Genomic DNA, 21,224 nt, shown 5'->3' on the forward strand with positions numbered 1-21,224 from the left:
CGGAGCCAACCCACATGAGCCGCACAGAAACCGACAGCCTGGGGCCAGTCGAAGTCGCCGATGAAGCCTATTGGGGCGCCCAGACCCAGCGCTCGCTGGAGAATTTCGCCATTGGCGGCGAACGCATGCCGCTTGCAGTCGTGCATGCCCTGGCGCTGATCAAGAAGGCCGCGGCACGGGTCAACGGCCGCGACGGCGATCTGCCACCGGATGTCGCCCGCCTGATCGAACAGGCCGCCGACGAAGTCCTGGCCGGCAAGCATGACGACCAGTTCCCCCTGGTGGTCTGGCAGACCGGCAGCGGCACCCAGAGCAACATGAACGTCAACGAGGTGATCGCCGGCCGTGGCAACGAACTGGCCACCGGCCAGCGTGGCGGCAAGAGCCCGGTCCACCCGAACGATCACGTGAACTTCGCCCAGAGCTCCAACGACTGCTTCCCCACCGCGATGCACATCGCCATTGCCAAGGCGGTGCAGCACGAACTGCTGCCGGCCATCGCCGAGCTCTCCGGCGGCCTGGCCGAACAATCGGCGCGGCACGCCCACCTGGTGAAGACCGGCCGCACCCACATGATGGACGCCACCCCCATCACGTTCGGCCAGGAGTTATCCGCCTTCGTCGCCCAACTCGACTACGCCGAGAAGTCCATCCGCGCCGCGTTGCCGATGGTGCTGCAGCTGGCCCAGGGCGGCACGGCCGTAGGTACCGGCCTCAACGCACCTCACGGATTCGCCGACGCCATGGCCGCCGAACTGGCGGCGCTGTCCGGGCTGCATTTCGTCTCGGCAACCAACAAGTTCGCTGCCCTGGCCGGCCACGAGCCGCTGGTGAACCTCTCCGGCGCCCTCAAGACCCTCGCCGTGGCCCTGATGAAGATCGCCAACGACCTGCGCCTGCTGGGCTCCGGCCCCCGTGGCGGCCTGGCCGAAGTGCGCCTGCCAGCCAACGAGCCGGGCAGCTCGATCATGCCCGGCAAGGTCAACCCCACCCAGTGCGAGGCGCTGTCGATGCTGGCCTGCCAGGTCATGGGCAACGACGCCACCATCGGTTTCGCCGCCAGCCAGGGGCATCTGCAGTTGAACGTGTTCAAGCCGGTCATCGTGCACAACGTCCTGCAGTCCATTCGACTGCTCGGCGATGGCTGCCGCAACTTCCAGCAGCACTGCGTGGCCGGCATGGAGCCGGACGCCGCGCGCATGGCCGAACACCTGGAACGCGGCCTGATGCTGGTCACCGCCCTCAACCCGCACATCGGCTACGACAAGGCCGCGCAGATCGCCAAGAAGGCCTATGCCGAAGGCACCACCCTGCGCGCGGCAGCCCTGGCCCTGGGTTACCTGACGGAAGAGCAGTTCGACGCCTGGGTCCGGCCGGAAAGCATGCTGGAGGCCGGTCACCATGGTTGAGGCGGTCAAGCACGGCGCCACGCCGCTGGAAGGCGATGGCAAACGCATCCTGTTGATTCTCGGCACCCCCAAGGGCGGCAGCTTGTGCCACGCCCTCGGCGACGCCTTTGCCCAGGGCGCGCGCAGTGAAGGCCACGTGGTGCGCCTGTTGAAGTTGGGGGAGATGCAGTTCGACCCGGTGCTGCGCCAAGGTTACGACCAGAGCCAGAACCTGGAGCCCGACCTGCTTGAAGCCCAGCGGCAGATCCACTGGGCCGAGCACCTGGTGTTCGTCTATCCGGTCTGGTGGGGCGGTTTGCCCGCGCTGCTCAAGGGCTTTTTCGACCGGGTCTTCCTGCCCGGCTTCGCCTTCCGCTATCGCGGTCAGTCCCATGCCTGGGACAAGCTGCTGACCGGACGCACGGCGGACCTGCTGGTGACCCTGGACACTCCACCCTGGTACTTCCGCTGGATCTACGGCGCCCCGGCACACCGGCAGATGGTGCGCACCATCCTCGGTTTCTGTGGCATCAAGACCCGCCGCCTGACCGAGTTCTCGCCAGTGCGCCCTTCCTCCGAGGAACAGCGCCAGACCTGGCTGCGCAAGGCCGAGTTGCTCGGCACCCGCTGCTGACCCGCCTTTGCAGGATGGTTTCGCTTCGTGCGATACCCATCAGTTGGAGCCGAAGGGTGGACCACGCTTCACCGGTCCACCCTTCGAGGCCCGGCATAGCCAGGCCGGCCACTGGACCTCACAACCTACACCGGGTCGCTCGCCTCCACCCTGCGACGCGCCCGCCAGCTGCGCATCAGCGACGGGGCCAATGCGGTGAGGGCCGAACCCAGCACGACGAACACCGCACCCGCGTAGGCGATCCAGTTGATTTCTTCCGGCTGCACATGGTCCGGCCAGAGCGACGCGCAAGCAGCAACGCTGGCGAAGGTCACCAGTGGGGTAATGGCCAGGGTGGCGCTGACGCGCGAGGCTTCCCAGTGGGCCAGGGCTTCGGCGAAGGCGCCGTAGGCCACCAGGGTGTTCAGGCAGCAGGCCAGTAGCAGCCAACCCTGCAGCGGGCTCAAGTTGAACAGCTCCATGGGGTGCGCCCAGGGCGTCAGCAAGGCGGCGCAACCGAGGTAGATCACCATCATCACCTGGGCCGAGCTCCAGTGGCTCAGCAACTGCTTCTGCGCCAGGCCGTAGAAGGTCCAGACGAAGGCTGACAACAGGATCACCAGCACGCCCAGGGTGTACTGGCTCATGGAGGTGAGCAGTTCTTCCAGGCGCTGGTTGAAGAACAGGCCGAAGCCCAGCACCGTCACCACCAGGCCGAAGGCCTGCCCAAGGCTGAAGCTCTCCTTGAAGATGAACAGGCTGCTCAGCAAGAAGAGGATGGGTGCCACCTGGATCACCAATTGGGTGGTGCCGGGGCTGAGCATCTTCAGGCCGATCAGGTAGAACACGTAGTTTCCCGTCAGGCCAGCCACCGCCAGGACCAGCAACCAGCGGCCACGCGAGCCCAGCGGGCGGAAAGCCGGCAGGCGGCGGTTGGCGCCCAGGTAGAGGAACAACAACGAGCCGGCGACGATCAGGCGGTACCAGGTGACGGTCACCGGGTCCATGGTCTGCAGGACTTCCTTCAGCCAGATGGGTAACACGCCCCAGAGCACAGCCGTGACCAGGGCGAGGAACAGGCCATAAACCCAACGGCCGGAGGAGATATGCATGGGAACCTCAGCAGAGAAGCCCGACATTTGGCAGCGGGCAGACAAGATCGGCCATTCTAGAAGTGCCCGGCCCCAGGGCACAGGAACAGTTTCGACCCTGTCGGCGGCACAACTGTACCTGTCGCAACCGCCAGCCGCCCGTCGAGCCCCAGCGCAGGCGCGCCAGCGCTGATTAGACTCAAATAGCCAATTAATGACGGAGGTGGTCCGATGTTCGGTCGACGTGCGTGCGACGTCGCGTCAGGCACCCACTACCGGAGTGAGCGTGTCAGTGCCGTGAACGGTCAGTACTTCTTCTCCACTCGGGAAGGGACACTGGAGGGGCCTTTCTTCACACGTGTGGATGCGGAACGGGAGATCGCGCTTTACATACGCCGCATTCAACAATCCAACGCCATACTCGCGTTTCGGGGCCGATGAGCATTCCCCGGAAAGAAAGAACCCGCGCCTGGCGCGGGTTTTTCTTGCCCCGGCGACCGATGGCTCAGCGGTAGGCCTCGAACAGGCCGGTGGCGCCCATACCGCCGCCGACGCACATGGTGACGATGCCGAAGCGCTTGTCACGGCGCTGCAGTTCGCGCACCAGGTGCCCGACCTGGCGCGAGCCGGTCATGCCGAAGGGGTGGCCGATGGAGATGGAGCCGCCGTTGACGTTGTATTTCTCGTTGTCGATACCCAGCCGATCACGGGCGTAGAGGCACTGGGAGGCGAAGGCTTCGTTGAGTTCCCAGAGGTCGATGTCGTCGACGCTCAGGCCTTTGGCCTTGAGCAGCTTCGGCACCGAGAACACCGGGCCGATGCCCATTTCGTCCGGCTCGCAACCGGCAACGGTGAAGCCGCGGAAGAACGCCTTGGGTTTCAGGCCCAGCTCCAGCGCCTTGTCCAGGCTCATCAGCAGGGTCATGGAGGCGCCGTCGGAGAGTTGCGAGGAGTTGCCGGCGGTCACCGAACCGTCCTCGGAGAACACCGGTTTCAGGGAAGCCAGGCCTTCCAGGGTGGTATCGGCGCGGTTGCAGTCGTCGCGGTCGACCACGCCATCCAGGATGCTCCTCTCGCCGGTGGCCTTGTCTTCCACGAAATACTTCACGCTCATCGGCACGATTTCGTCGTCGAACAGGCCGGACGCCTGCGCACGGGCGGTGCGCTGCTGGCTCTGCAGGGCGTAGAGGTCCTGGGCTTCACGGCTGACGTTGTAGCGGCGAGCGACGATCTCGGCGGTCTGCCCCATGGGGAAGTAGATGCCGGGGTGTTCGAGCTTCAGGCGCGGATTGACGAAGTTGTCCTGGTTGATGCTCTTCAGGGTCAGGGTGATGGACTCGACGCCTCCGGCCACCATGACATCGCTGCAACCCGAGGCGATCTGGTTGGCGGCGATGGCGATGGCTTGCAGGCCGGAGGAGCAATAGCGGTTGAGGGTCATGCCGGCGACGCCGGTGCCCAGGCCCGAGAGCACCGCAACGTTGCGGCCGATGTTGTGGCCCTGGGCGCCCTCGTTGGAGCCGGCACCGACCACGCAGTCGTCCACCAGCGCCGGGGCTAAATCGTTGCGCGCCAGCAGCGCGTTCACGCAGTGGGCGGCCATGTCGTCCGGCCGGGTCATGTTGAACTTGCCGCGGAAGGATTTGGCCAGGCCAGTTCGCACGCTGTCGACGATCACCACTTCACGCATGACGCACCTCGTTCTCGTTGGAATGGAAAGTGAGGCGAGCATAGTTCCAGCCCATACTCCCCCACCACGATCATTCACCCCGCGTATGCGCGCCCATCCTGTGCTCAGTCCTTCTTGAAAGCGGCCTCCAGGGCATCGTTGATGGTGCGCAGGATCTTCACCCGGGCATAGCGCTTGTCGTTGGCCTCGACCAGGGTCCAGGAAGCGATCTCGGTACTGGTGCGGTCGACCATGTCGTCCACCGCGTGGACGTAGTGGTCCCACTTGTCGCGGTTGCGCCAGTCTTCCTCGGTGATCTTGTAGCGCTTGAAGGCGACTTCCTCACGCTCCTTGAAGCGCTGCATCTGGGTGTCCTTGTCGATGGACAGCCAGAACTTCACCAGCACGATGCCATAGTTGTGCAGTTGCTCCTCGAAGTCGTTGATCTCGCCATAGGCGCGCAGCCAGTCGGCATCGGCACAGTATCCCTCGACCCGTTCCACCAGCACGCGGCCGTACCAGGAACGGTCGAAGATGGTGAACTGGCCCCGCCCCGGCACATGTCGCCAGAAGCGCCAGAGGTAGGGCTGGGCACGTTCTTCCTCGGTCGGCGCGGCGATGGGCACGGTGCGGTACTGTCGCGGGTCCAGTGCGCCAGTGACGCGGCGGATGGCGCCGCCCTTGCCAGCGGCGTCGTTGCCCTCGAACACCGCCATCAGGGCATGGCCGCGCATGCGCTTGTCGCGCATCAGACCGCTCAGGCGGGCCTGCTCGGTGGCGAGCTGATCCTTGTATTCGTCCTTGTCCAGCTTATGGCTGAGGTCGAGGCTGTCCAGCAGGCTGCGGCTGTCCAGGCTGGACATCAGCGGCGCCGCATGGGGCTGTGGCTTGGGCCCGCCACTCTGCTTGAGGGCCGCCTGCAGACCTTCCAGGATGACGCGGCCAACGCTCAGGCTGCGGTAATACTCGTCGGAGCCTTCGATCACGTACCAGGGCGCATAGTCACGGCTGGTGCGGCGCAGCACCCGCTCGCCGAATCGCACGAAGCGGTCATAGACCTCGCTCTGCTTCCAGTCCAGCGGGTTGAGCTGCCAGCTGCGCTGCGGGTCTTTCTCGAGTGCCTTCAGGCGTTCCTTGAGCTGTTTCTTGGACAAGTGGAACCAGAACTTGAAGATCAGCGCCCCTTCGTCGCAGAGCATGCGCTCGAAGGCCTCGGCATCGTTGATGGCCTGGTCCAGGCGGGCGTCCTTGATATCGCCATCGACGCGGGCGTGGAGCATCTGGCTGTACCAGTTGCCGAAGTAGATGCCGGTCCGCCCCTTGGGCGGCAGCTTGCGCCAGAAGCGCCACTGCGGCGGTCGGGAAAGCTCTTCGTCGGTCGGCTGCAGGAAGCTCTCGACGTTGATCAGGCGCGGGTCCATCCACTCGTTGAGCAACTTGACCGTTTCGCCCTTGCCGGCACCCTCGATGCCATTGATCAGGATGAGCACGGGGAAGCGCGCCTGCTGCTTCAGCTCGTACTGCGCCTCCAGCAGGGCTTCGCGCAGCTCCAGCACGGCCTTCTCATAGGTTTCCTTGTCGATGGAATGGCCGATTTCGGCGGATTCGAACATGCAGATCTCCTTGGCGTGATGGAGAAAAGGTAGCGGAAGCCTTGGCTTCACGCCCACCTCAATCCAGCGCATTCACAAGCGACCTTCCCTTCGGCGCCCCTCCCCGATCGGCTACTATTCGCGCTTCGCAGTCTCGGAAACCTCCATGTCCGACTTCCACCACGCCCAACTCGACTGGGACGAACAGGGCCAGCCGCTGTCGCGGGAATTCGACGACGTCTATTTCTCCCCGACATCGGGCATCGACGAAACCCACCATGTGTTCATCAACGGCAACGACCTGACCCAGCGCTTCGCCGGGCTAACGGCAGGCGGAGGCTTCACCATCGGCGAAACCGGATTCGGCACCGGGCTGAACTTCCTCTGCGCCTGGCAGTTGTTCGAGCGGCACGCGCCGGCCGACGCCCGGCTGCACTTTGTCAGCGTGGAAAAATTTCCCCTCTCCCGCGATGACATGCAGCGTGCCCTGGACCTTTGGCCGGCACTGGCGCCCCTGGCTAGCGAGCTCATCGGCCAGTACGTGGCGGTTCATCCCGGCTTCCAGCGTTTCAGCCTGGCCAACGGTCGCGTGGCGCTGACCCTGCTGGTGGGGGATGCGATGGACTGCCTGCCGGAACTGGACGCGCGCATCGACGCCTGGTTCCTCGACGGCTTCGCCCCGGCGAAGAACCCGGAGATGTGGAGCCCTGCCCTGTTCGCCCAACTGGCGCGGCTTTCTGCGCCCGGCACCAGCCTGGCCACCTTCACCTCGGCCGGTTTCGTGCGCCGTGCGCTGAAGGAAGCCGGCTTCGCGATCAAGCGCACGCCCGGTTTCGGCAAGAAATGGGAAATGAGCCGCGGCCTGTTCACAGGCGCTTCCCGTGACGATGCCAAGCCCTGGTATGCCCGCCCGCGCTTCGTTCCCCAACGCCGCGAAGCCCTGGTGATAGGCGCGGGCCTCGCCGGATGCGCCAGTGCCGCCAGCCTTGCCGCACGGGGCTGGCAAGTGACCCTGCTGGAGCGCCACGACGCCCCCGCCCAGGAGGCATCGGGTAATCCCCAAGGGGTGCTCTACCTCAAGCTTTCGGCCCACGGCACGCCGCTCTCCAGGCTGATCCTCAGCGGTTTCGGCCATACCCGCCGCTTGCTGCAACGGCTGGAACAGGGCCGTGACTGGCAGGCCTGTGGCGTGCTGCAACTGGCCTTCGACGCCAAGGAAGCACAGCGCCAGGCCAAGCTGGCCGATGCCTTTCCGAGCGAGTTGCTGCACAGCCTGGGCCAGGCCGACGCCGAAGCCCTGACCGGCGTCGCCCTGCCCGCGGGCGGCCTGTTCTATCCCGAGGCCGGCTGGGTCCATCCGCCGGCGCTATGCCGCCTGCTGGCCGAGCATCCGAACATTCGCCTGATCCCCCATGCCGAAGCCCTGGAACTGCGCCAGGAAGGCGGCCTCTGGTGCGCCCGAGCTGGCGACCGGACGCTGGCCGCCGCGCCGGTGGCGGTGCTGGCCGGCGCCGCTGAAGTGCTGCGTTTTCCACAGACCGCCGGGCTGCAGCTCAAGCGCATCCGTGGGCAGGTCAGCCGCCTGCCGGCCACGCCAGAAAGTACGGGACTCGGTACGGTGCTTTGCGCCGAAGGCTATGTCGCGCCGCCGCGCGATGGCGAGCACACCCTGGGTGCGAGCTTCGACTTCCACAGCACGAGCCTGGAACCCACTGCCGCGGAGCACGCCGGCAATCTCGAACTGCTGGAAGAGATTTCCCCCGACCTCGGCCGCCGCCTGCATGTCACCGAACTGGAACCCGACCGTCTCGAAGGTCGTGCCGCCTTCCGCTGCACCACGCCGGACTACCTGCCCATCGTCGGCCCGCTGGCGGATGCCGAAGCCTTCGCTGACACCTATGCGGTGCTGGCCAAGGACGCGCGCCAGGTGCCGGAGACACCGGCGCCCTGGTTCGACGGTCTCTATGTGAACAGCGCTCATGGCTCGCGCGGGCTGATTACCGCGCCGCTGTCCGGCGAGTTGCTGGCCGCCTGGCTCGACGACGAACCACTACCCGTCCCCCGCGCCGTAGCCGAGGCCTGCCACCCCAACCGCTTCGCCTTGCGCCGCCTGATCCGCGGCCAGAACGCCTGATCATGGACCTTCTCCTTCTCGAAGCCCTGGCCATCGGCGCCATCCTTGGCCTTCTGCTCGGCCTGACCGGTGCCGGCGGTTCTCTGGTAGCCCTGCCCCTGCTACTCAGCCTGCACCTGCCGCTGCGCGACGCTATCGGCGTGAGCCTGGGCGCCGTGGCCCTGTCCGCCGCCATCGGCGCCATTCCCCGAACCTTCCAGGGCCTGGTGGCCTGGCGCCCGGTGCTGCTGCTGGCCATCAGCGGTTTACCCGGCAACGCCGTCGGCCAGTGGTTGGGACGTTTCATCCCCGAGTTCGCGCTGATCCTCGGCTTCTGCCTGCTGGTGCTCTGGTCCGCCTGGCGCATGTGGCGGGGTGCCGGCCTGCCTCCGGGCAACCCCGGTCCGCTGCGCAGCGCGCCCTTGGTGGCCATCGGCGTGGGGGTCGGGTTGCTCTCCGGAGTCATGGGCGTGGGGGGTGGCTTCCTCGTGGTGCCGGCACTGCTGTGGTTCACCCCGCTGTCGATGCTGGCTGCCACCGCCACCTCGATGGCGGTGATCGCGCTGGTTTCCGGCGGCGGTTTCCTCCTTTACCTGACCGGTGCGCAGCCGCCCATGGCCCTGCTCGGCGGCCTGGCGGCCGGCGGCGCCATCGGTGTGCTCTGCGGCAACCTACTGGCCACGCGCCTGCGGGGCGCTACCCTGCAGCGACTATTCGCCCTGATGCTGGTAGCGGTGAGCCTCTCCCTGGCAGCCCAACGGCTATTGGGCTGAAGCCCAACCCAGTTATAACCAATCGATATAAAACTCCAGAAAGCACACAGGGGTCGGACCCTTTAGTGCCTTCGGGCACGAACTCCCCAACGGCAACACCGGTAAGGACTTATGTGCGGCATTTCTGGAGAACTTCGCTTCGACAAACAACCGGCCGACCTGGCCGCCCTCGATAGAATCACCCACCACCTGGCACCCCGCGGCCCCGACGCGTGGGGCCTGCACAGCCAGGGACCGATCGCCCTGGGCCATCGACGGCTGAAGATCATGGACCTGGCCGACGCCTCCGGGCAGCCCATGCTGGACCCCGAACTGGGCCTGGCCATGGTGTTCAACGGCGCCATCTACAACTACCCCGAGCTGCGCAAGGAGCTGCTCGCCCTCGGCTACCACTTCCATTCCGACGGTGACACCGAGGTGCTGCTCAAGGCCTGGCACGCCTGGGGCAAGGACATGCTGCCCAGGCTCAACGGCATGTTCGCCCTGGCCATCTGGGATCGCGACAGCCAGCGCCTGTTCCTCGCTCGCGACCGCCTCGGCATCAAGCCGCTGTACCTGTCGCGCACCGACCAGCGCCTGCGCTTCGCCTCCAGCCTGCCGGCCCTGTTGCAGGGCGGGGATCTGGACGCCGCGCTGGACCCGGAAGCGCTGAACTTCTACCTCAACTTCCATTCCGTGGTGCCGGCGCCGCGCACCCTGGTCAAGGGTGTGGAAAAGCTGCCGCCGGCCAGTTGGATGCAGATCGACGCCGACGGCAATTGCAGCCAGGGTACCTGGTGGGAGCTGGAGTACGGCCCGCGCGAGGACGAACAGGGCCTCGGCTTCGAGGACTGGCGCGACCGCTTGCTCGGCAGCCTGCGCGACGCCGTATCGATCCGCCAGCGCGCCGCCCGCGAAGTGGGCGTGCTGCTCTCCGGCGGGGTGGATTCCAGCCTGCTGGTGGGCCTGCTGGCCGAAGCCGGCGTCGAACAACTGGCCACCTTCTCCATCGGCTTCCAGGATGCCGGCGGCGAACGGGGGGACGAATTCGAGTACTCCGACCTGATCGCCCGCCACTACGGCACCCGCCACCAGCAGTTGCGCATCGACGAGCACGAAGTGCTGGAGCAGCTCCCCGCCGCCTTCTCCGCCATGAGCGAGCCGATGGTCAGTCACGACTGCATTGCCTTCTACCTGCTGGCCCGCGAAGTCTCGAAGCATTGCAAAGTTGTACAGAGCGGCCAGGGCGCCGACGAGCTGTTCGGGGGCTACCACTGGTACCCGCCATTGGCCGATACCTGCGACCCATTCAACAACTACCGCGCCGCCTTCTTCGACCGCCCCCACACCGAGTACCAGGCCACAGTGCAGCCGACCTGGCTCACTCCCGACCTGGCCGGGGACTTCGTGCGCCAGCACTTCGAGAGGCCCGGCGCACTCGACCCGGTGGACAAGGCCCTGCGCCTGGACAGCACGGTGATGCTGGTGGACGACCCGGTGAAGCGGGTGGACAACATGACCATGGCCTGGGGCCTGGAAGCACGGGTGCCGTTCCTCGACTACCGGGTGGCCGAGTTGTCGGCGCGCATCCCGTCGCGCTTCAAGCTGGGCGACGGCGGCAAGGCGGTGCTCAAGGCCGCCGCGCGCCAGGTCATTCCCCAGGCGGTGATCGACCGACCCAAAGGCTATTTCCCGGTCCCCGGCCTCAAACACCTGGAAGGCCGCACCCGCGAGTGGGTGCGCGAACTGCTGCTGGACCCGAGCCAGGATCGCGGGCTGTTCCAACCGGCCATGCTCGAACGCCTGCTCGCCAGCCCGTCGGAGGACATCACCCCGCTAAGGGGCTCGAAGCTCTGGCAAATGGCCGCGCTCAACCTCTGGCTCAACCAACAGGGACTCTGAATCGATGAAAACCCACACCCTGCACAGTCAGCGCCTGTTGCGTGGCCAGACGCCGTCCTATCAGCGCCTGCAGGCACGCCTCGCCGAAGGCCACCGGGAGCCCCACGACGCGCCGCAAATACTCCACTGTGGCTGGGGCCGCCTGCTGCTCGGCCACACGTTTCCCGATCCGGCGAGCCTCGCCCGCGAACTACTGGACGAACAGCCCGGCGAGCGCGATATCGCCCTCTATGTCGCCGCGCCCCAGCAGGTGCTGGCCCAGGCGCCGCAGCATCTCTTCCTCGACCCGTCCGACACCTTGCGTCTCTGGTTCCCCGACTACCGTCCGGCACGCCGGGCCTTTCGCGGCTTCCGCATCCGTCGTGCCCTGGGCGACGCCGACTGGCAGGCGGTCAACCAGCTCTACCGCTGCCGCGGCATGCTGCCGGTGGATCAGGACGCCATTACCCCACGCCATCTGGGCGGGCCGGTCTACTGGCTGGCCGAGGACGAAGACGACAGCCAGGTGATCGGTGCTGTCATGGGCCTCAACCATTTCAAGGCGTTCGACGACCCGGAAGGCGGCTCCAGCCTCTGGTGCCTGGCGGTGGACCCGCAATGCAGCCGTCCCGGCGTCGGCGAAGCGCTGGTTCGCCACCTGATCGAGCACTTCATGGGCCGTGGACTCAATTACCTCGACCTCTCGGTGCTGCACGACAACCGCCAGGCCAAGGCGCTCTACGCCAAGCTGGGTTTCCGGGACCTGGCCACCTTCGCGGTCAAGCGCAAGAACAGCATCAACCACACGCTGTACATCGGCCCCGGCCCCGAAGAGCAACTCAACCCCTACGCCCGCATCATCGTTGACGAGGCCCTGCGCCGTGGCATCGAAGTGCAGGTGGATGACGCCGAGGGCGGGCTGTTCAGCCTCAGCCAGGGCGGCCGGCGCATCCGTTGCCGGGAGTCCCTGAGCGACCTCACCAGCGCGGTGAGCATGACCCTCTGCCAGGACAAGCACCTGACCCACCGCGCCCTCGCCCGGGTGGGCATTCGCCAGCCGGCCCAGCGCCTGGCCGGCAGCGACGCGGAGAATACCGCCTTCCTCGCCGAGCACGGCAGCCTGGTCGTCAAACCGGTGAATGGCGAGCAGGGCCAGGGCGTGGCGGTGGACCTGCGCAACCTGGACGAGGTGAAGACCGCCATCGCCAACGCCGAGCACTTCGACAGCCGGGTGTTGCTGGAGAGCTGTCACACGGGCTTCGACCTGCGGGTGGTGGTGATCAACTACGAAGTGGTCGCCGCCGCCATCCGCCGCCCGGCCGAGGTGATGGGCGATGGCCAGCGGACCTTGCGCCAGCTGATCGAACGCCAGAGCCGCCGCCGCCAGGCGGCCACCCAGGGCGAAAGCCGCATCCCCCTCGACGGGGAAACCGAACGCACCCTGCGCGCCGCGGGCGTTGGCTATGACGACGTGCTGCCCGCCGGCACCCGTCTGGCCGTGCGGCGCACCGCCAACCTGCACACCGGCGGCACCCTGGAAGACGTTACCGCGACCCTGCACCCGGCCCTGGCAGAAGCCTCCATCCTCGCCGCGCGCACCCTGGAAATCCCGGTGGTGGGCCTGGACCTGCTGGTACCCGCCGCCGACCAGCCGGACTACGTACTGATCGAAGCCAATGAGCGGGTCGGCCTGGCCAACCACCAGCCGCAACCGACGGCGGAGCGTTTTATCGACCTGCTATTTCCGTTGAGCCGCACGCCCTGACCTGCCTTCGTAGGACGGGTGGAGCAGAGCGATACCCATCACCACGAGCCACCGACAGGCATCGCGAGGCTCCATCCATTCTGCGGGACTAAGCCGGCGGCAATCGCGGCGTCCAGCACCGTGCCGCATTCCGAGGAGCAGCCATGAGCCAGACACGTCCCGAACCCGACCTCGCCTACCTGCAGAAGGTGCTGCTGGAGATGCTCGCCATTCCCAGCCCCACCGGTTTTACCGACACCATCGTGCGCTACGTCGCCGAGCGGCTGGACGAGATCGGCATTCCCTACGAGTTGACCCGGCGCGGCACCATCCGCGCCACGGTCAAGGGCCGGCAGAGCAGCCCCGACCGCGCGGTTTCAGCGCACCTGGACACCATCGGCGCCATCGTCCGTGAGGTGAAGGACAACGGCCGCCTGGGCCTGGCCCCCGTAGGTTGCTGGTCCAGTCGCTTCGCCGAGGGCAGCCGCGTCAGCCTGTTCGGTGACGGCCGGGTCCTGCGCGGCAGCGTGCTGCCGCTGCTGGCCTCCGGGCACGCCTTCAATACCCAGGTGGATAGCCTGCCCATCAGTTGGGACCACGTGGAGCTGCGCCTGGATGCCTACAGCACAACCCGGGCCGACTGCGAAACCCTTGGCGTTTCAGTGGGCGACTTCGTCGCCTTCGACCCCCTGCCGGAGTTCACCGAGAGCGGGCATATCAGCGCGCGGCATCTCGACGACAAGGCCGGGGTGGCCGCCCTGCTCACTGCGCTCAAAGGCATCACCGAGGCGCGCCTGGTGCCCCCCATCGATTGTCACCCGCTGTTCACCATCACCGAGGAAATCGGCTCCGGATCGGCTGCCGCACTGCCCTGGGATGTCAGCGAGTTCGTCGGCATCGACATTGCCCCGGTCGCCCCCGGCCAGCACTCCAGCGAGCATGCGGTGACCGTTGCCCTGCAGGACTCCGGCGGCCCCTACGACTTCCACCTCTCACGGCATCTGCTGCGCCTGGCGGAGGCCCAGTCCATTCCGCTGCGCCGCGACCTGTTCCGCTACTACCACAGCGACGCCCAGTCGGCAGTCACCGCCGGCCATGACATCCGCACCGCACTCGTGGCCTTCGGGTGCGATGCCACCCATGGCTATGAACGCACCCATATCGACAGCCTGGAGGCCCTGACCCGCCTGCTCGGCGCATACCTGATGAGCCCTCCGGTCTTCGCCAGCGACGCCGTGAACAGCCAGCAGTCCCTGGAGCCCTTCAGCCACCAGCTGGAGCATGACGCACAGATGGAGAGCGAGACGCGCGTCCCGACCGTGGAAAGTCTTGTGGGAAAGGGTGACGGCAGCCCTTGAAGGGCGAGCCCTCTAGGAGCAAAGTGCCACCCAGGGACGCATAACAACACGGGTGGTCACCCATGCTTCACCTTTCAGGCTGTGTGAAAACTGTCGCACTCGGTCTGGTCTTTCTTCTGCTCTGGATCTGCCGGCCCGCCTTCGCCCAGGAGGCAGTGCCGCTCGACCGGGATCAACTACGCCTTCCCCTCGGCCATTGGGTCGAATACCTGGAAGACCCCAAGGGCGAACTCGACCTCGAACAGGTGCGCAAGCTCCCCGATCCGGCATTCCAGAAGCTGCCAGGGGAACAAGCGAACCTCGGCAAGAACCGTTCGGTCTGGTGGTTCAAGGTGCACTTGGACAACCAGCGCGCCCACGCCCTGGATGGCTACCTGGAAGCCAACTATCCGCTGCTGGACGACATTCGCCTCTACTACATCGCCGCTGACGGTCGCGTGCAGGCCCAGGAATCCGGAGACCGGTTCGCGTTCTCCCAGCGCCCGGTACAGGTGCGCAACTTCTGGTTCCCCCTTTGCGTCGAGCCGGGCCAGAGCACGCTGATCCTGCGGGTGGAAAGCACCAGCACGCTGTTTGTGCCACTGGTGTTCAGCACCTTTGACGCCAGCGCCGCCGCCCAGGAGAACCTCATGGGGTTCAACGGCGCCTTCTATGGCGTGCTGTTCGCCATGTTTTTCTACAACCTGTTCCTCTATCTGTCGCTGCGCGAACCGGCCTACCTCTGGTACCTGGCCTACAACCTCAACGTGGGCCTGCTCGCCGCCTGCTTCGACGGCATGCTGTTCAAGCTGCTGCCGGACCACGTGGGGCTGCAGTCGGTGGCGATCTACATCTTCATGTACCTGCATTGCCTGACTGCAGTGCAGTTCAGCCGCCACTTCCTCCACACCAGACTGCACTTCCCACGCCTGGACCAGGTGCTGCGTGGATTGATGGCAGCGACCCTGGTGGCGGTGCTCAGCTTCCCGCTGATCGGCCTGCAGAACTGGAACATCCTCGCCAGCCTCACGGTCTTGGCAATCTCCGCCTTCCTCCTTCTCACCGGCATCTACGTCTGGCGCAAGGGTTTGCGCTACGGCTCCTACTACACCCTGGCCTGGGGTGTGCTGCTGTTCGCGTTCATCCAGGTCACCACCGGTTCGCTGGGCGTCGAGGTACTGGGGCTGTTCGGCGCCACCGTGGTGAAGATCGGCGTCACCATCGAGCTGATCACCCTCTCCATCGGCCTGGCTGACCGCATCAACACCCTCAAGGAAGAAGGCTTCCGCTCACGCCAGGCCGCCGAACAAGCGCATTTCGAGAACCAGGCCAAGAGCCGCTTCCTGGCCACGATGAGTCACGAGATCCGCACCCCGCTCAATGGCGTGCTGGGCATGCTGCAACTGCTCAAGGAAACCCCGCTGGACCGCAGCCAGCGCTTCTACGTCGACACCATCTCCAGCTCGGGTACCGCGTTGATGACGGTGATCAACGACATCCTCGACTTCGCCCGAATCGAGTCGGGCAAGCTGGAACTGGAAAATATCGAGTTCGACCTGGAAGACCTGGCCTCGGACACGCTCGGCCTGTTCACCGCGCAGGCCATGGACAAGCGCCTGGGCCTGCACCTCAGCCTGGACACCGGGGTGCCTCGACGCATCCTGGGTGACCCGACGCGGCTCAAGCAGGTGCTGATGAACCTGCTGGGCAATGCCCTCAAGTTCACGGCCGAGGGCCATGTGGCACTCAACCTCAGTCTGCGCCGCACCTCCGAGGGCAAGGCGCACCTGGTGTTCAGCGTCATTGACAGCGGCATCGGCATCCGGCCCGAAGCGTTGGCCCAGCTGTTCGATTCCTTCGCCCAGGGTGACTCCAGCACCACGCGCCGTTACGGTGGCAGCGGCCTGGGCCTGGCGATCAGCAAAGAGCTGGTGGAAATGATGGGTGGGCGCATCGAAGTGCAGAGCACCCTCAACCAGGGCACCCGCTTCAGCTTCGATGTTCCCCTGCAGCCCGGCGAGTTCGATAGCGACGAGATGAACCAGCTGCTGGACGGCCGCACGGCTCTGCTCGCCTGCCAGGACGCCCTTGGCCTGGACGCCCTGAGTCGCCTGCTCGGCCGCTGGGGTATGCGCTGCGAACGATGCCAGGACCCGGCCAGACTGATCGACCAGCTGGAAGACTTCGCCGTACCGCCCTTGCTGGTGTTGCAGGCACCCTGGCCAGGGGATCCGGAACGCTGGGTAGACAAGCTGCGCCCGCACCTGGAGCACGGCCAGCGCGTGTTGCTGATCTGCTCGCCGGAACACAGCCAGCAGCTCCCCGCAGGCGCTGGCCTGCGCCTGCGTGCCCTGGCCCGGCCGCTAACCCTGGCGCAGCTGCGCGACACCCTGCAGGAGCTCTACCGTGAGCGGCGCCTGGAAGAGCGCACCCAGCAACAGGAAGAGCGCCGCCGGGTGAGCGCCACCCCCTGCATCCTGGTGGCTGAAGACAACCCGGTGAACCAGATGGTGGTCCAGGGCTTCCTCAAGAAGCGCGGCTATCTGGTACGTACCGTGACCAATGGCGTAGCGGCGGTGGACGAGTATCAGCGCGACCCGGAGGGCATCCAACTGATTCTGATGGACTGCGAGATGCCGGAAATGGACGGCTTCGAGGCCACCCGGCAGATTCGTCGGCTCGAACGCAACCGCAACTGGCCACCGGTGCCGATCGTTGCACTGACTGCGCATATCCTCGAAGAACATCGCCAGGCTGGCGCCGACGCCGGCATGGACGACTTCCTCGGCAAGCCCCTGGACAGCGCCCTGCTGTTCGCCACGCTGGAGCGCTTTATCCTGCGCCAGAGCGTGGACGGGTGACGGCATGGCGCGGGGGCGTTAGCATTTCGCCCCCGCTGGAGATCTCCCGATGCTCATTCCCTTTGACCTGCTCGAAGCCGATACCCTGACCCGCCTGATCGAGGACTTCGTGACTCGCGAAGGCACCGACAACGGCGACGACACCCCACTGGAAACCCGCGTGGAGCGCGTCCGCCGCGCCCTGCAGAAAGGTGAGGCGGTGATCGCCTACGACCCCGACAGCCAACTCTGTCAGCTGATGCTCAAGCTGGATGTGCCCAAGGAGTGGCTGGAGGAGTAGCGCCCGCGCCCTCGCAGGGACTCAACCCGCTGTGGGGAAGCGTCCAAGTGGCGATCGATCCACCCTGACAGGGGGGGCGAAAAAACTGCAGGCACAAAAAAGGCCGCCACGGGGCGACCCAAACAAAGCACAGAGCACCAATAGACTCTGAAGCCAGAGTGTAGATGCCCTGTGATGAAATGATGACAGTAGGCGCGAATTCACCCTGCATTTCGTCGGCAAATTCCGCGAAAAACGCATCAACCGCTCTAGATCGAGACTTCTGCCTCGACACGTGCGGCGTACTCTCCGATGCGCGAATCGACTGTCTCTGCTTATAAATTCCCTCGCACCGGCGAGACATTTCGTACAAACCTTCAACCTTGAGCGCCTACAACGCCGCTCGCTAGAGTCCCTGACCGTTGCGGTTGGAACCGCGATCGGGAGTCGCAACCCGAACTTCACGCAGGACACGACCCACCTGTTACGCAATTGCTACATGGTGGGCCGTGCAGGGAAGGCTTCGGCCTTGCCGGGTTTTCCTCGCGTAACCGGTTTGCGACCCCTGCACGGCCCGCCGCCCTACCGTGTCGTGACGGTAAGGTGCGGCTTCTCTGGTAAGCGAGGAAGCAAGGATATGCAAAGCCTACACACCACGCAGATATGCATCAGCACCACAGGCGATCTGCCGCAATGCGGATGCACGGTTACCGATTTCACCCCGCTTTCACTTTCCTCCCAGCCCTATGGCGACGTTCTCTACGTGAACGTCCAGGCGCCATCGAACCACCTGTTCGAAGCCGCCAACCAGCGCATGGCCGCCCTCGGCGACCTGCTGCGCATCCTGGAGAGCGGCAACGGCAACAACGTCCTGCCCCAGGAATCCGCTCGACTCGCATCCGCCCTGGGCCTGCTCCTGGCCGATGCCCAGGCGTTGCACGAAGCGGCCTACCATCGAGCCCGGGCGGACGAGGTCCTGGCCCGCAGCCAACACCCTACCGTCGCCACCACGCCTTTCGACACCCCCGCCTAAAGCCAGTATTCCCAGGCGCGCCCGATCCGCTCACTGAGTCGGGCGCGGATGGGACGGCGCTGCCACGCCTCGACAGTCAGTTCGTCCGAGCCTTTCACATCCTCCAGAAAGGCATTGCGCATTCGCGCACCGAAGTCCGCCCCCAGCACGACGACGTTGACCTCCTGGTTGTGCAGGAAACTGCGCCAGTCGAGGTTGGTGGCCCCCACCGTGGACCAGACGCCATCTATCACCCCTGCCTTCACATGGAGCAGCGCGCCACGGCGTTCGTAGAGCCGCACTCCGGCCGCCAGCAACTCGGTGTAATAGGCTCGCCCGGCGTGGAAAACCAACCAGGAATCGGTGCTGCTGGGCACCACAAGGCGCACATCGACGCCACGGGCCACGGCGGATTTGAGAACACCAAGCAACTGCGGGTCGGGCACGAAGTAGGCGCTGGTCAGCCAGATTTCGCTCTGTGCGCTACGCAGTGCGGAGATGAGGGTGGCGTATATCTGGCTGTACGGCTCGTCCGGTGAACTGCCGATGGCCCGCACCACCTCGCGGCCCTTGCGTTCCAGGGGCGGGAAGTAGTGGCGCGCGACCAGGGCCCCGCCTTTCTGCCGGTCCCAGGTGGTGATGAAGAGTTTTTGCAGGTCCGCGACCACCGGACCTTCGATGCGCAGGTCGGTATCGCGCCAGGGCAGATTGCGTTCCGGGTCGTCATGACGGGTTCGACAGCGGTCAAGCGGCAAGGTGCCAGCAGTTTCGACCTGCCCTTGATCCCATGGAGCGACCTCACTGGCCATAGCCGTTCGGCGCGACAGGGGTCGGCGTCAATTCTGCGAGAAGCGCGGCCCCAGCAGGATGATGGTGGCGCCCATCACACACAGCGCCGCACCGAGCCAGTCGCTGGCCAGCGGGCGGGTGCGCTCCACCACGCCGAGCCAGAGCAGCGAGGCGACGATGTAGATGCCGCCATAGGCCGCATAGGCGCGGCCGGCGTAGACGGCTTCCACGCGGGTGAGCAGCAGGGCGAAGAGGGTCAGGCTGAGCAGGCCGGGGACGACCCACCAGGCGCTCTTGCCCATCCGCAGCCAGAGCCAGAAGGCGTAGCAGCCGCCGATTTCGAAAAGCGCAGCGAGGAAGAACCAGAGGTAGTTGAGCATGGGGCAATCCCTTGAAGAGCGGGACGAGTGGGTAGACGGATCAGCCGTGTACGCCGCCTTCACGTTCCCAGGCGCAGCGCACTCGCAGGTTGTCTTCCTGAGGGCTGTGCAAGCCCTGCTCGCTTTCCCAGCGGAAGGTGTGAATGCCGTTGAGTTCGGTTTCCAGATGGACCACGGCGCTGCTCCAGTAGAGCTGTTTGAGCAGGGCTTCGAACGCCTTCACCCACAGGCTCCACTCGTACTCCACCGCCGGATAGCTAGCGCCGAAGTGGATCACTTGCGTGCGAAACAGACCTTGGCCCGGTTGCTCGCAGCAGGAAAACATTTCGCGGCCGAGAAAGGGCCAGGCCTCGCCACTGGGCAGGCTCGCCAGCACACTGCGGTTGGTCTCGCGACGCAGGCGATGCGCCTGATCGTCGAGCGACGGCCAGTCGCGAATGCAGCCATAGACGATGGATTCGGACTCCACGCGGGCACTCCAGTAAAACAGTGGCAGCCTTCTAACACAGGACTGCCACGGGAGAAAGGAAATGCGTCGAAGTCCTCAACGCTTGCCGCGACCCAGCAACCAGGCGAGCCAACACATGACCAGCGCCAGCCCGGTTATCACCATGAATGGCACCTGGTAGTTGCCTGCCAGGTCTCGGCCGAGGCCGGCGAGGATCGGCGTAAGACTGCCCAGGCCATAGCCGGCGAACAGCATCATCGCGGTCCAGCGGCTCACCGCCAGGGGCGTGTCAGCTTCGTAGAGCGGCAGCACCAGGGATAGGGCGAAGGAACCGCTCAACCCCAGGCCCAGCAGCGCCGCCCAGACTTCCGGAGCCAGGGTCGGCTGGAAGCAGATCATGCCCAGGCAGACTGTGCTGATCAGGCCGCAGACCAGCAGCAGCTGATAGCGGTTGTCGAAGCGCTGGGCCATCCAGGGCAGGATGAAGGCACTGGGCAGGCCCACCAGCATGAAGAAACTGAACAGGCTGTTGCTGCGCAGCAGGCTGAGACCGGCCTCGTGGTAACGAGCCACCAACCAGGTGGTCAGGGCATAGAACAGGCCGGCCTGGAGCGCGAAGAAGGCGGTAATTAGCCAGGCCCGCGGCTCGCCCCACGGCAAGCCGCCCTGCTCCGCTTCGCTGGAGGGTTCGGCGCGATTGGGCAGGCACAGCCAGAGCAGCACCGCCAGCAGCGCCGGCAGGGACCAGAAGGCCAGACCGAAGTGCCACTGGTCACCCAGCAGTTGGGTCACCGGTGGAGTCAGAACGGCTCCGGCGGCACCGCCAATGGTCATGCTCAGGGAATACCAGGCAACCACACGCCCCATCTGGTGGTGGAAGTGACGCTTGATGAAGCCGGACAACAAGGGGCCGGCAACGGCGATTCCTGCTCCCATGGCCACCGCGCTGCCAATCAGCACGGCACTGGCATGGCCGCCCAGACGCGCCAGTAGCGCAAGGCCGATCAGCACGAGGCAGACGGTGATAACCCGCTCCAGGCCGAATCGCACCGCCAGGCGTGGGGCCAGGGGAGCCAGGAGACCCATGCAAAGCACCGGCAGCGCGGTCGTCAGGCTGATCAGGCTGCGGCTCAGGGCCAGCTCGTGGGCAATGCGCTCGATCAGGGGGGCAAGTGAGGTGATGCCGGGCCGCAGGTTGATCGCGGCAAGCACCAGCGCCAGCATCAGCAGCGCTCGGGAGAAGGGTTTCACGAGGGTCCATCCGGGTTGGCCGTCAGGCCGGGGGAGAAACCCTA

At 65.8% G+C, this 21,224-nt stretch carries 18 protein-coding genes; 11 read left to right on the top strand and 7 right to left on the bottom strand.

Going from position 1 to position 21,224, the window contains the following annotated elements:
• Positions 1-14: 14 nt before the first annotated feature.
• Positions 15-1,409: a class II fumarate hydratase gene (locus G559_RS0110480; RefSeq protein WP_028628176.1), complete on the top strand. Its 1,395-nt coding sequence runs from the start codon at positions 15-17 to the stop codon at positions 1,407-1,409.
• The gene (locus tag G559_RS0110485; protein ID WP_028628177.1) at positions 1,402-2,022 is read left to right on the top strand and encodes an NAD(P)H-dependent oxidoreductase; all 621 of its coding nucleotides are present in this window, start codon (positions 1,402-1,404) and stop codon (positions 2,020-2,022) included. The genes G559_RS0110480 and G559_RS0110485 overlap by 8 nt, the downstream gene beginning before the upstream one ends.
• 125 nt (positions 2,023-2,147) lie before the next feature.
• Here G559_RS0110485 and G559_RS0110490 read toward each other — a convergent pair whose 3' ends face one another.
• Positions 2,148-3,113 carry a DMT family transporter gene (locus tag G559_RS0110490; RefSeq protein WP_028628178.1) on the bottom strand — a complete coding sequence of 322 codons (966 nt, stop codon included), beginning with the start codon at positions 3,111-3,113 and terminating at the stop codon, positions 2,148-2,150.
• 210 nt (positions 3,114-3,323) lie between these two features.
• Here G559_RS0110490 and G559_RS30900 point away from each other — a divergent pair, with 210 nt between their 5' ends.
• Positions 3,324-3,533 (top strand): DUF6316 family protein, encoded by a 210-nt coding sequence (locus tag G559_RS30900; protein WP_028628179.1) that lies wholly within the window; start codon positions 3,324-3,326, stop codon positions 3,531-3,533.
• Between the two features lie 64 nt (positions 3,534-3,597).
• On the opposite strand, the gene G559_RS0110500 is transcribed toward G559_RS30900, so the two are convergent.
• Together G559_RS0110500 and pap are read right to left on the bottom strand one after the other, a co-directional pair.
• The gene (locus tag G559_RS0110500) at positions 3,598-4,782 is read right to left on the bottom strand and encodes a thiolase family protein (RefSeq protein ID WP_028628180.1); all 1,185 of its coding nucleotides are present in this window, start codon (positions 4,780-4,782) and stop codon (positions 3,598-3,600) included.
• Between the two features lie 104 nt (positions 4,783-4,886).
• Positions 4,887-6,374, bottom strand: a complete 1,488-nt coding sequence (gene pap / locus G559_RS0110505) for a polyphosphate:AMP phosphotransferase (protein WP_028628181.1) — start codon at positions 6,372-6,374, stop codon at positions 4,887-4,889.
• 145 nt (positions 6,375-6,519) lie between these two features.
• Here pap and mnmC point away from each other — a divergent pair, with 145 nt between their 5' ends.
• From mnmC to G559_RS28820, 8 genes are all read left to right on the top strand, one after another.
• A complete protein-coding gene (gene mnmC, locus G559_RS0110510; protein ID WP_028628182.1) occupies positions 6,520-8,487 on the top strand; it encodes a bifunctional tRNA (5-methylaminomethyl-2-thiouridine)(34)-methyltransferase MnmD/FAD-dependent 5-carboxymethylaminomethyl-2-thiouridine(34) oxidoreductase MnmC in 1,968 nt (655 codons plus the stop codon).
• A 2-nt stretch (positions 8,488-8,489) separates the two neighbouring features.
• Positions 8,490-9,239: a sulfite exporter TauE/SafE family protein gene (locus tag G559_RS0110515; RefSeq protein ID WP_028628183.1), complete on the top strand. Its 750-nt coding sequence runs from the start codon at positions 8,490-8,492 to the stop codon at positions 9,237-9,239.
• 111 nt (positions 9,240-9,350) lie between these two features.
• A complete protein-coding gene (locus tag G559_RS0110520; RefSeq protein WP_028628184.1) occupies positions 9,351-11,120 on the top strand; it encodes an N-acetylglutaminylglutamine amidotransferase in 1,770 nt (589 codons plus the stop codon).
• A 4-nt stretch (positions 11,121-11,124) separates the two neighbouring features.
• Positions 11,125-12,864 (top strand): N-acetylglutaminylglutamine synthetase, encoded by a 1,740-nt coding sequence (ngg, locus tag G559_RS0110525; RefSeq protein WP_028628185.1) that lies wholly within the window; start codon positions 11,125-11,127, stop codon positions 12,862-12,864.
• A gap of 143 nt (positions 12,865-13,007) precedes the next feature.
• Entirely contained in the window at positions 13,008-14,201 is a 1,194-nt protein-coding gene (locus G559_RS0110530) for an osmoprotectant NAGGN system M42 family peptidase (RefSeq protein ID WP_028628186.1), read from the top strand.
• A 62-nt stretch (positions 14,202-14,263) separates the two neighbouring features.
• Positions 14,264-17,041, top strand: a complete 2,778-nt coding sequence (locus tag G559_RS0110535) for a hybrid sensor histidine kinase/response regulator (protein ID WP_051246559.1) — start codon at positions 14,264-14,266, stop codon at positions 17,039-17,041.
• A 49-nt stretch (positions 17,042-17,090) separates the two neighbouring features.
• The gene (locus G559_RS0110540; RefSeq protein WP_028628188.1) at positions 17,091-17,321 is read left to right on the top strand and encodes a YheU family protein; all 231 of its coding nucleotides are present in this window, start codon (positions 17,091-17,093) and stop codon (positions 17,319-17,321) included.
• Positions 17,322-17,937: 616 nt separating this feature from the next.
• Positions 17,938-18,333 (top strand): hypothetical protein, encoded by a 396-nt coding sequence (locus tag G559_RS28820; RefSeq protein ID WP_245586490.1) that lies wholly within the window; start codon positions 17,938-17,940, stop codon positions 18,331-18,333.
• Here G559_RS28820 and G559_RS28825 read toward each other — a convergent pair.
• From G559_RS28825 to G559_RS0110565, 4 genes are all read right to left on the bottom strand, one after another.
• Positions 18,330-19,121: a phospholipase D-like domain-containing protein gene (locus tag G559_RS28825; RefSeq protein WP_245586491.1), complete on the bottom strand. Its 792-nt coding sequence runs from the start codon at positions 19,119-19,121 to the stop codon at positions 18,330-18,332. The two genes, G559_RS28820 and G559_RS28825, sit on opposite strands and share 4 nt — an antisense overlap.
• Positions 19,122-19,148: 27 nt before the next feature.
• Positions 19,149-19,481 (bottom strand): YnfA family protein, encoded by a 333-nt coding sequence (locus G559_RS0110555; protein WP_028628189.1) that lies wholly within the window; start codon positions 19,479-19,481, stop codon positions 19,149-19,151.
• 40 nt (positions 19,482-19,521) lie between these two features.
• A complete protein-coding gene (locus G559_RS0110560) occupies positions 19,522-19,950 on the bottom strand; it encodes a hypothetical protein (RefSeq protein ID WP_028628190.1) in 429 nt (142 codons plus the stop codon).
• 75 nt (positions 19,951-20,025) lie between these two features.
• The gene (locus G559_RS0110565) at positions 20,026-21,180 is read right to left on the bottom strand and encodes an MFS transporter (protein ID WP_028628191.1); all 1,155 of its coding nucleotides are present in this window, start codon (positions 21,178-21,180) and stop codon (positions 20,026-20,028) included.
• Positions 21,181-21,224: the final 44 nt, after the last annotated feature.

Origin of the sequence: Metapseudomonas resinovorans DSM 21078 (assembly GCF_000423545.1) — a bacterium.
In the GTDB taxonomy this organism is placed as follows: domain Bacteria; phylum Pseudomonadota; class Gammaproteobacteria; order Pseudomonadales; family Pseudomonadaceae; genus Metapseudomonas; species Metapseudomonas resinovorans.

Coding starts and splice junctions, on each gene's coding strand:
- G559_RS0110480 (WP_028628176.1), top strand. CDS start 15: ATGAGCCGCACAGAAACCGACAGCCTGGGGCCAGTCGAAGTCGCCGAT.
- G559_RS0110485 (WP_028628177.1), top strand. CDS start 1,402: ATGGTTGAGGCGGTCAAGCACGGCGCCACGCCGCTGGAAGGCGATGGC.
- G559_RS0110490 (WP_028628178.1), bottom strand. CDS start 3,113: ATGCATATCTCCTCCGGCCGTTGGGTTTATGGCCTGTTCCTCGCCCTG.
- G559_RS30900 (WP_028628179.1), top strand. CDS start 3,324: ATGTTCGGTCGACGTGCGTGCGACGTCGCGTCAGGCACCCACTACCGG.
- G559_RS0110500 (WP_028628180.1), bottom strand. CDS start 4,782: ATGCGTGAAGTGGTGATCGTCGACAGCGTGCGAACTGGCCTGGCCAAA.
- pap (WP_028628181.1), bottom strand. CDS start 6,374: ATGTTCGAATCCGCCGAAATCGGCCATTCCATCGACAAGGAAACCTAT.
- mnmC (WP_028628182.1), top strand. CDS start 6,520: ATGTCCGACTTCCACCACGCCCAACTCGACTGGGACGAACAGGGCCAG.
- G559_RS0110515 (WP_028628183.1), top strand. CDS start 8,490: ATGGACCTTCTCCTTCTCGAAGCCCTGGCCATCGGCGCCATCCTTGGC.
- G559_RS0110520 (WP_028628184.1), top strand. CDS start 9,351: ATGTGCGGCATTTCTGGAGAACTTCGCTTCGACAAACAACCGGCCGAC.
- ngg (WP_028628185.1), top strand. CDS start 11,125: ATGAAAACCCACACCCTGCACAGTCAGCGCCTGTTGCGTGGCCAGACG.
- G559_RS0110530 (WP_028628186.1), top strand. CDS start 13,008: ATGAGCCAGACACGTCCCGAACCCGACCTCGCCTACCTGCAGAAGGTG.
- G559_RS0110535 (WP_051246559.1), top strand. CDS start 14,264: ATGCTTCACCTTTCAGGCTGTGTGAAAACTGTCGCACTCGGTCTGGTC.
- G559_RS0110540 (WP_028628188.1), top strand. CDS start 17,091: ATGCTCATTCCCTTTGACCTGCTCGAAGCCGATACCCTGACCCGCCTG.
- G559_RS28820 (WP_245586490.1), top strand. CDS start 17,938: ATGCAAAGCCTACACACCACGCAGATATGCATCAGCACCACAGGCGAT.
- G559_RS28825 (WP_245586491.1), bottom strand. CDS start 19,121: ATGGCCAGTGAGGTCGCTCCATGGGATCAAGGGCAGGTCGAAACTGCT.
- G559_RS0110555 (WP_028628189.1), bottom strand. CDS start 19,481: ATGCTCAACTACCTCTGGTTCTTCCTCGCTGCGCTTTTCGAAATCGGC.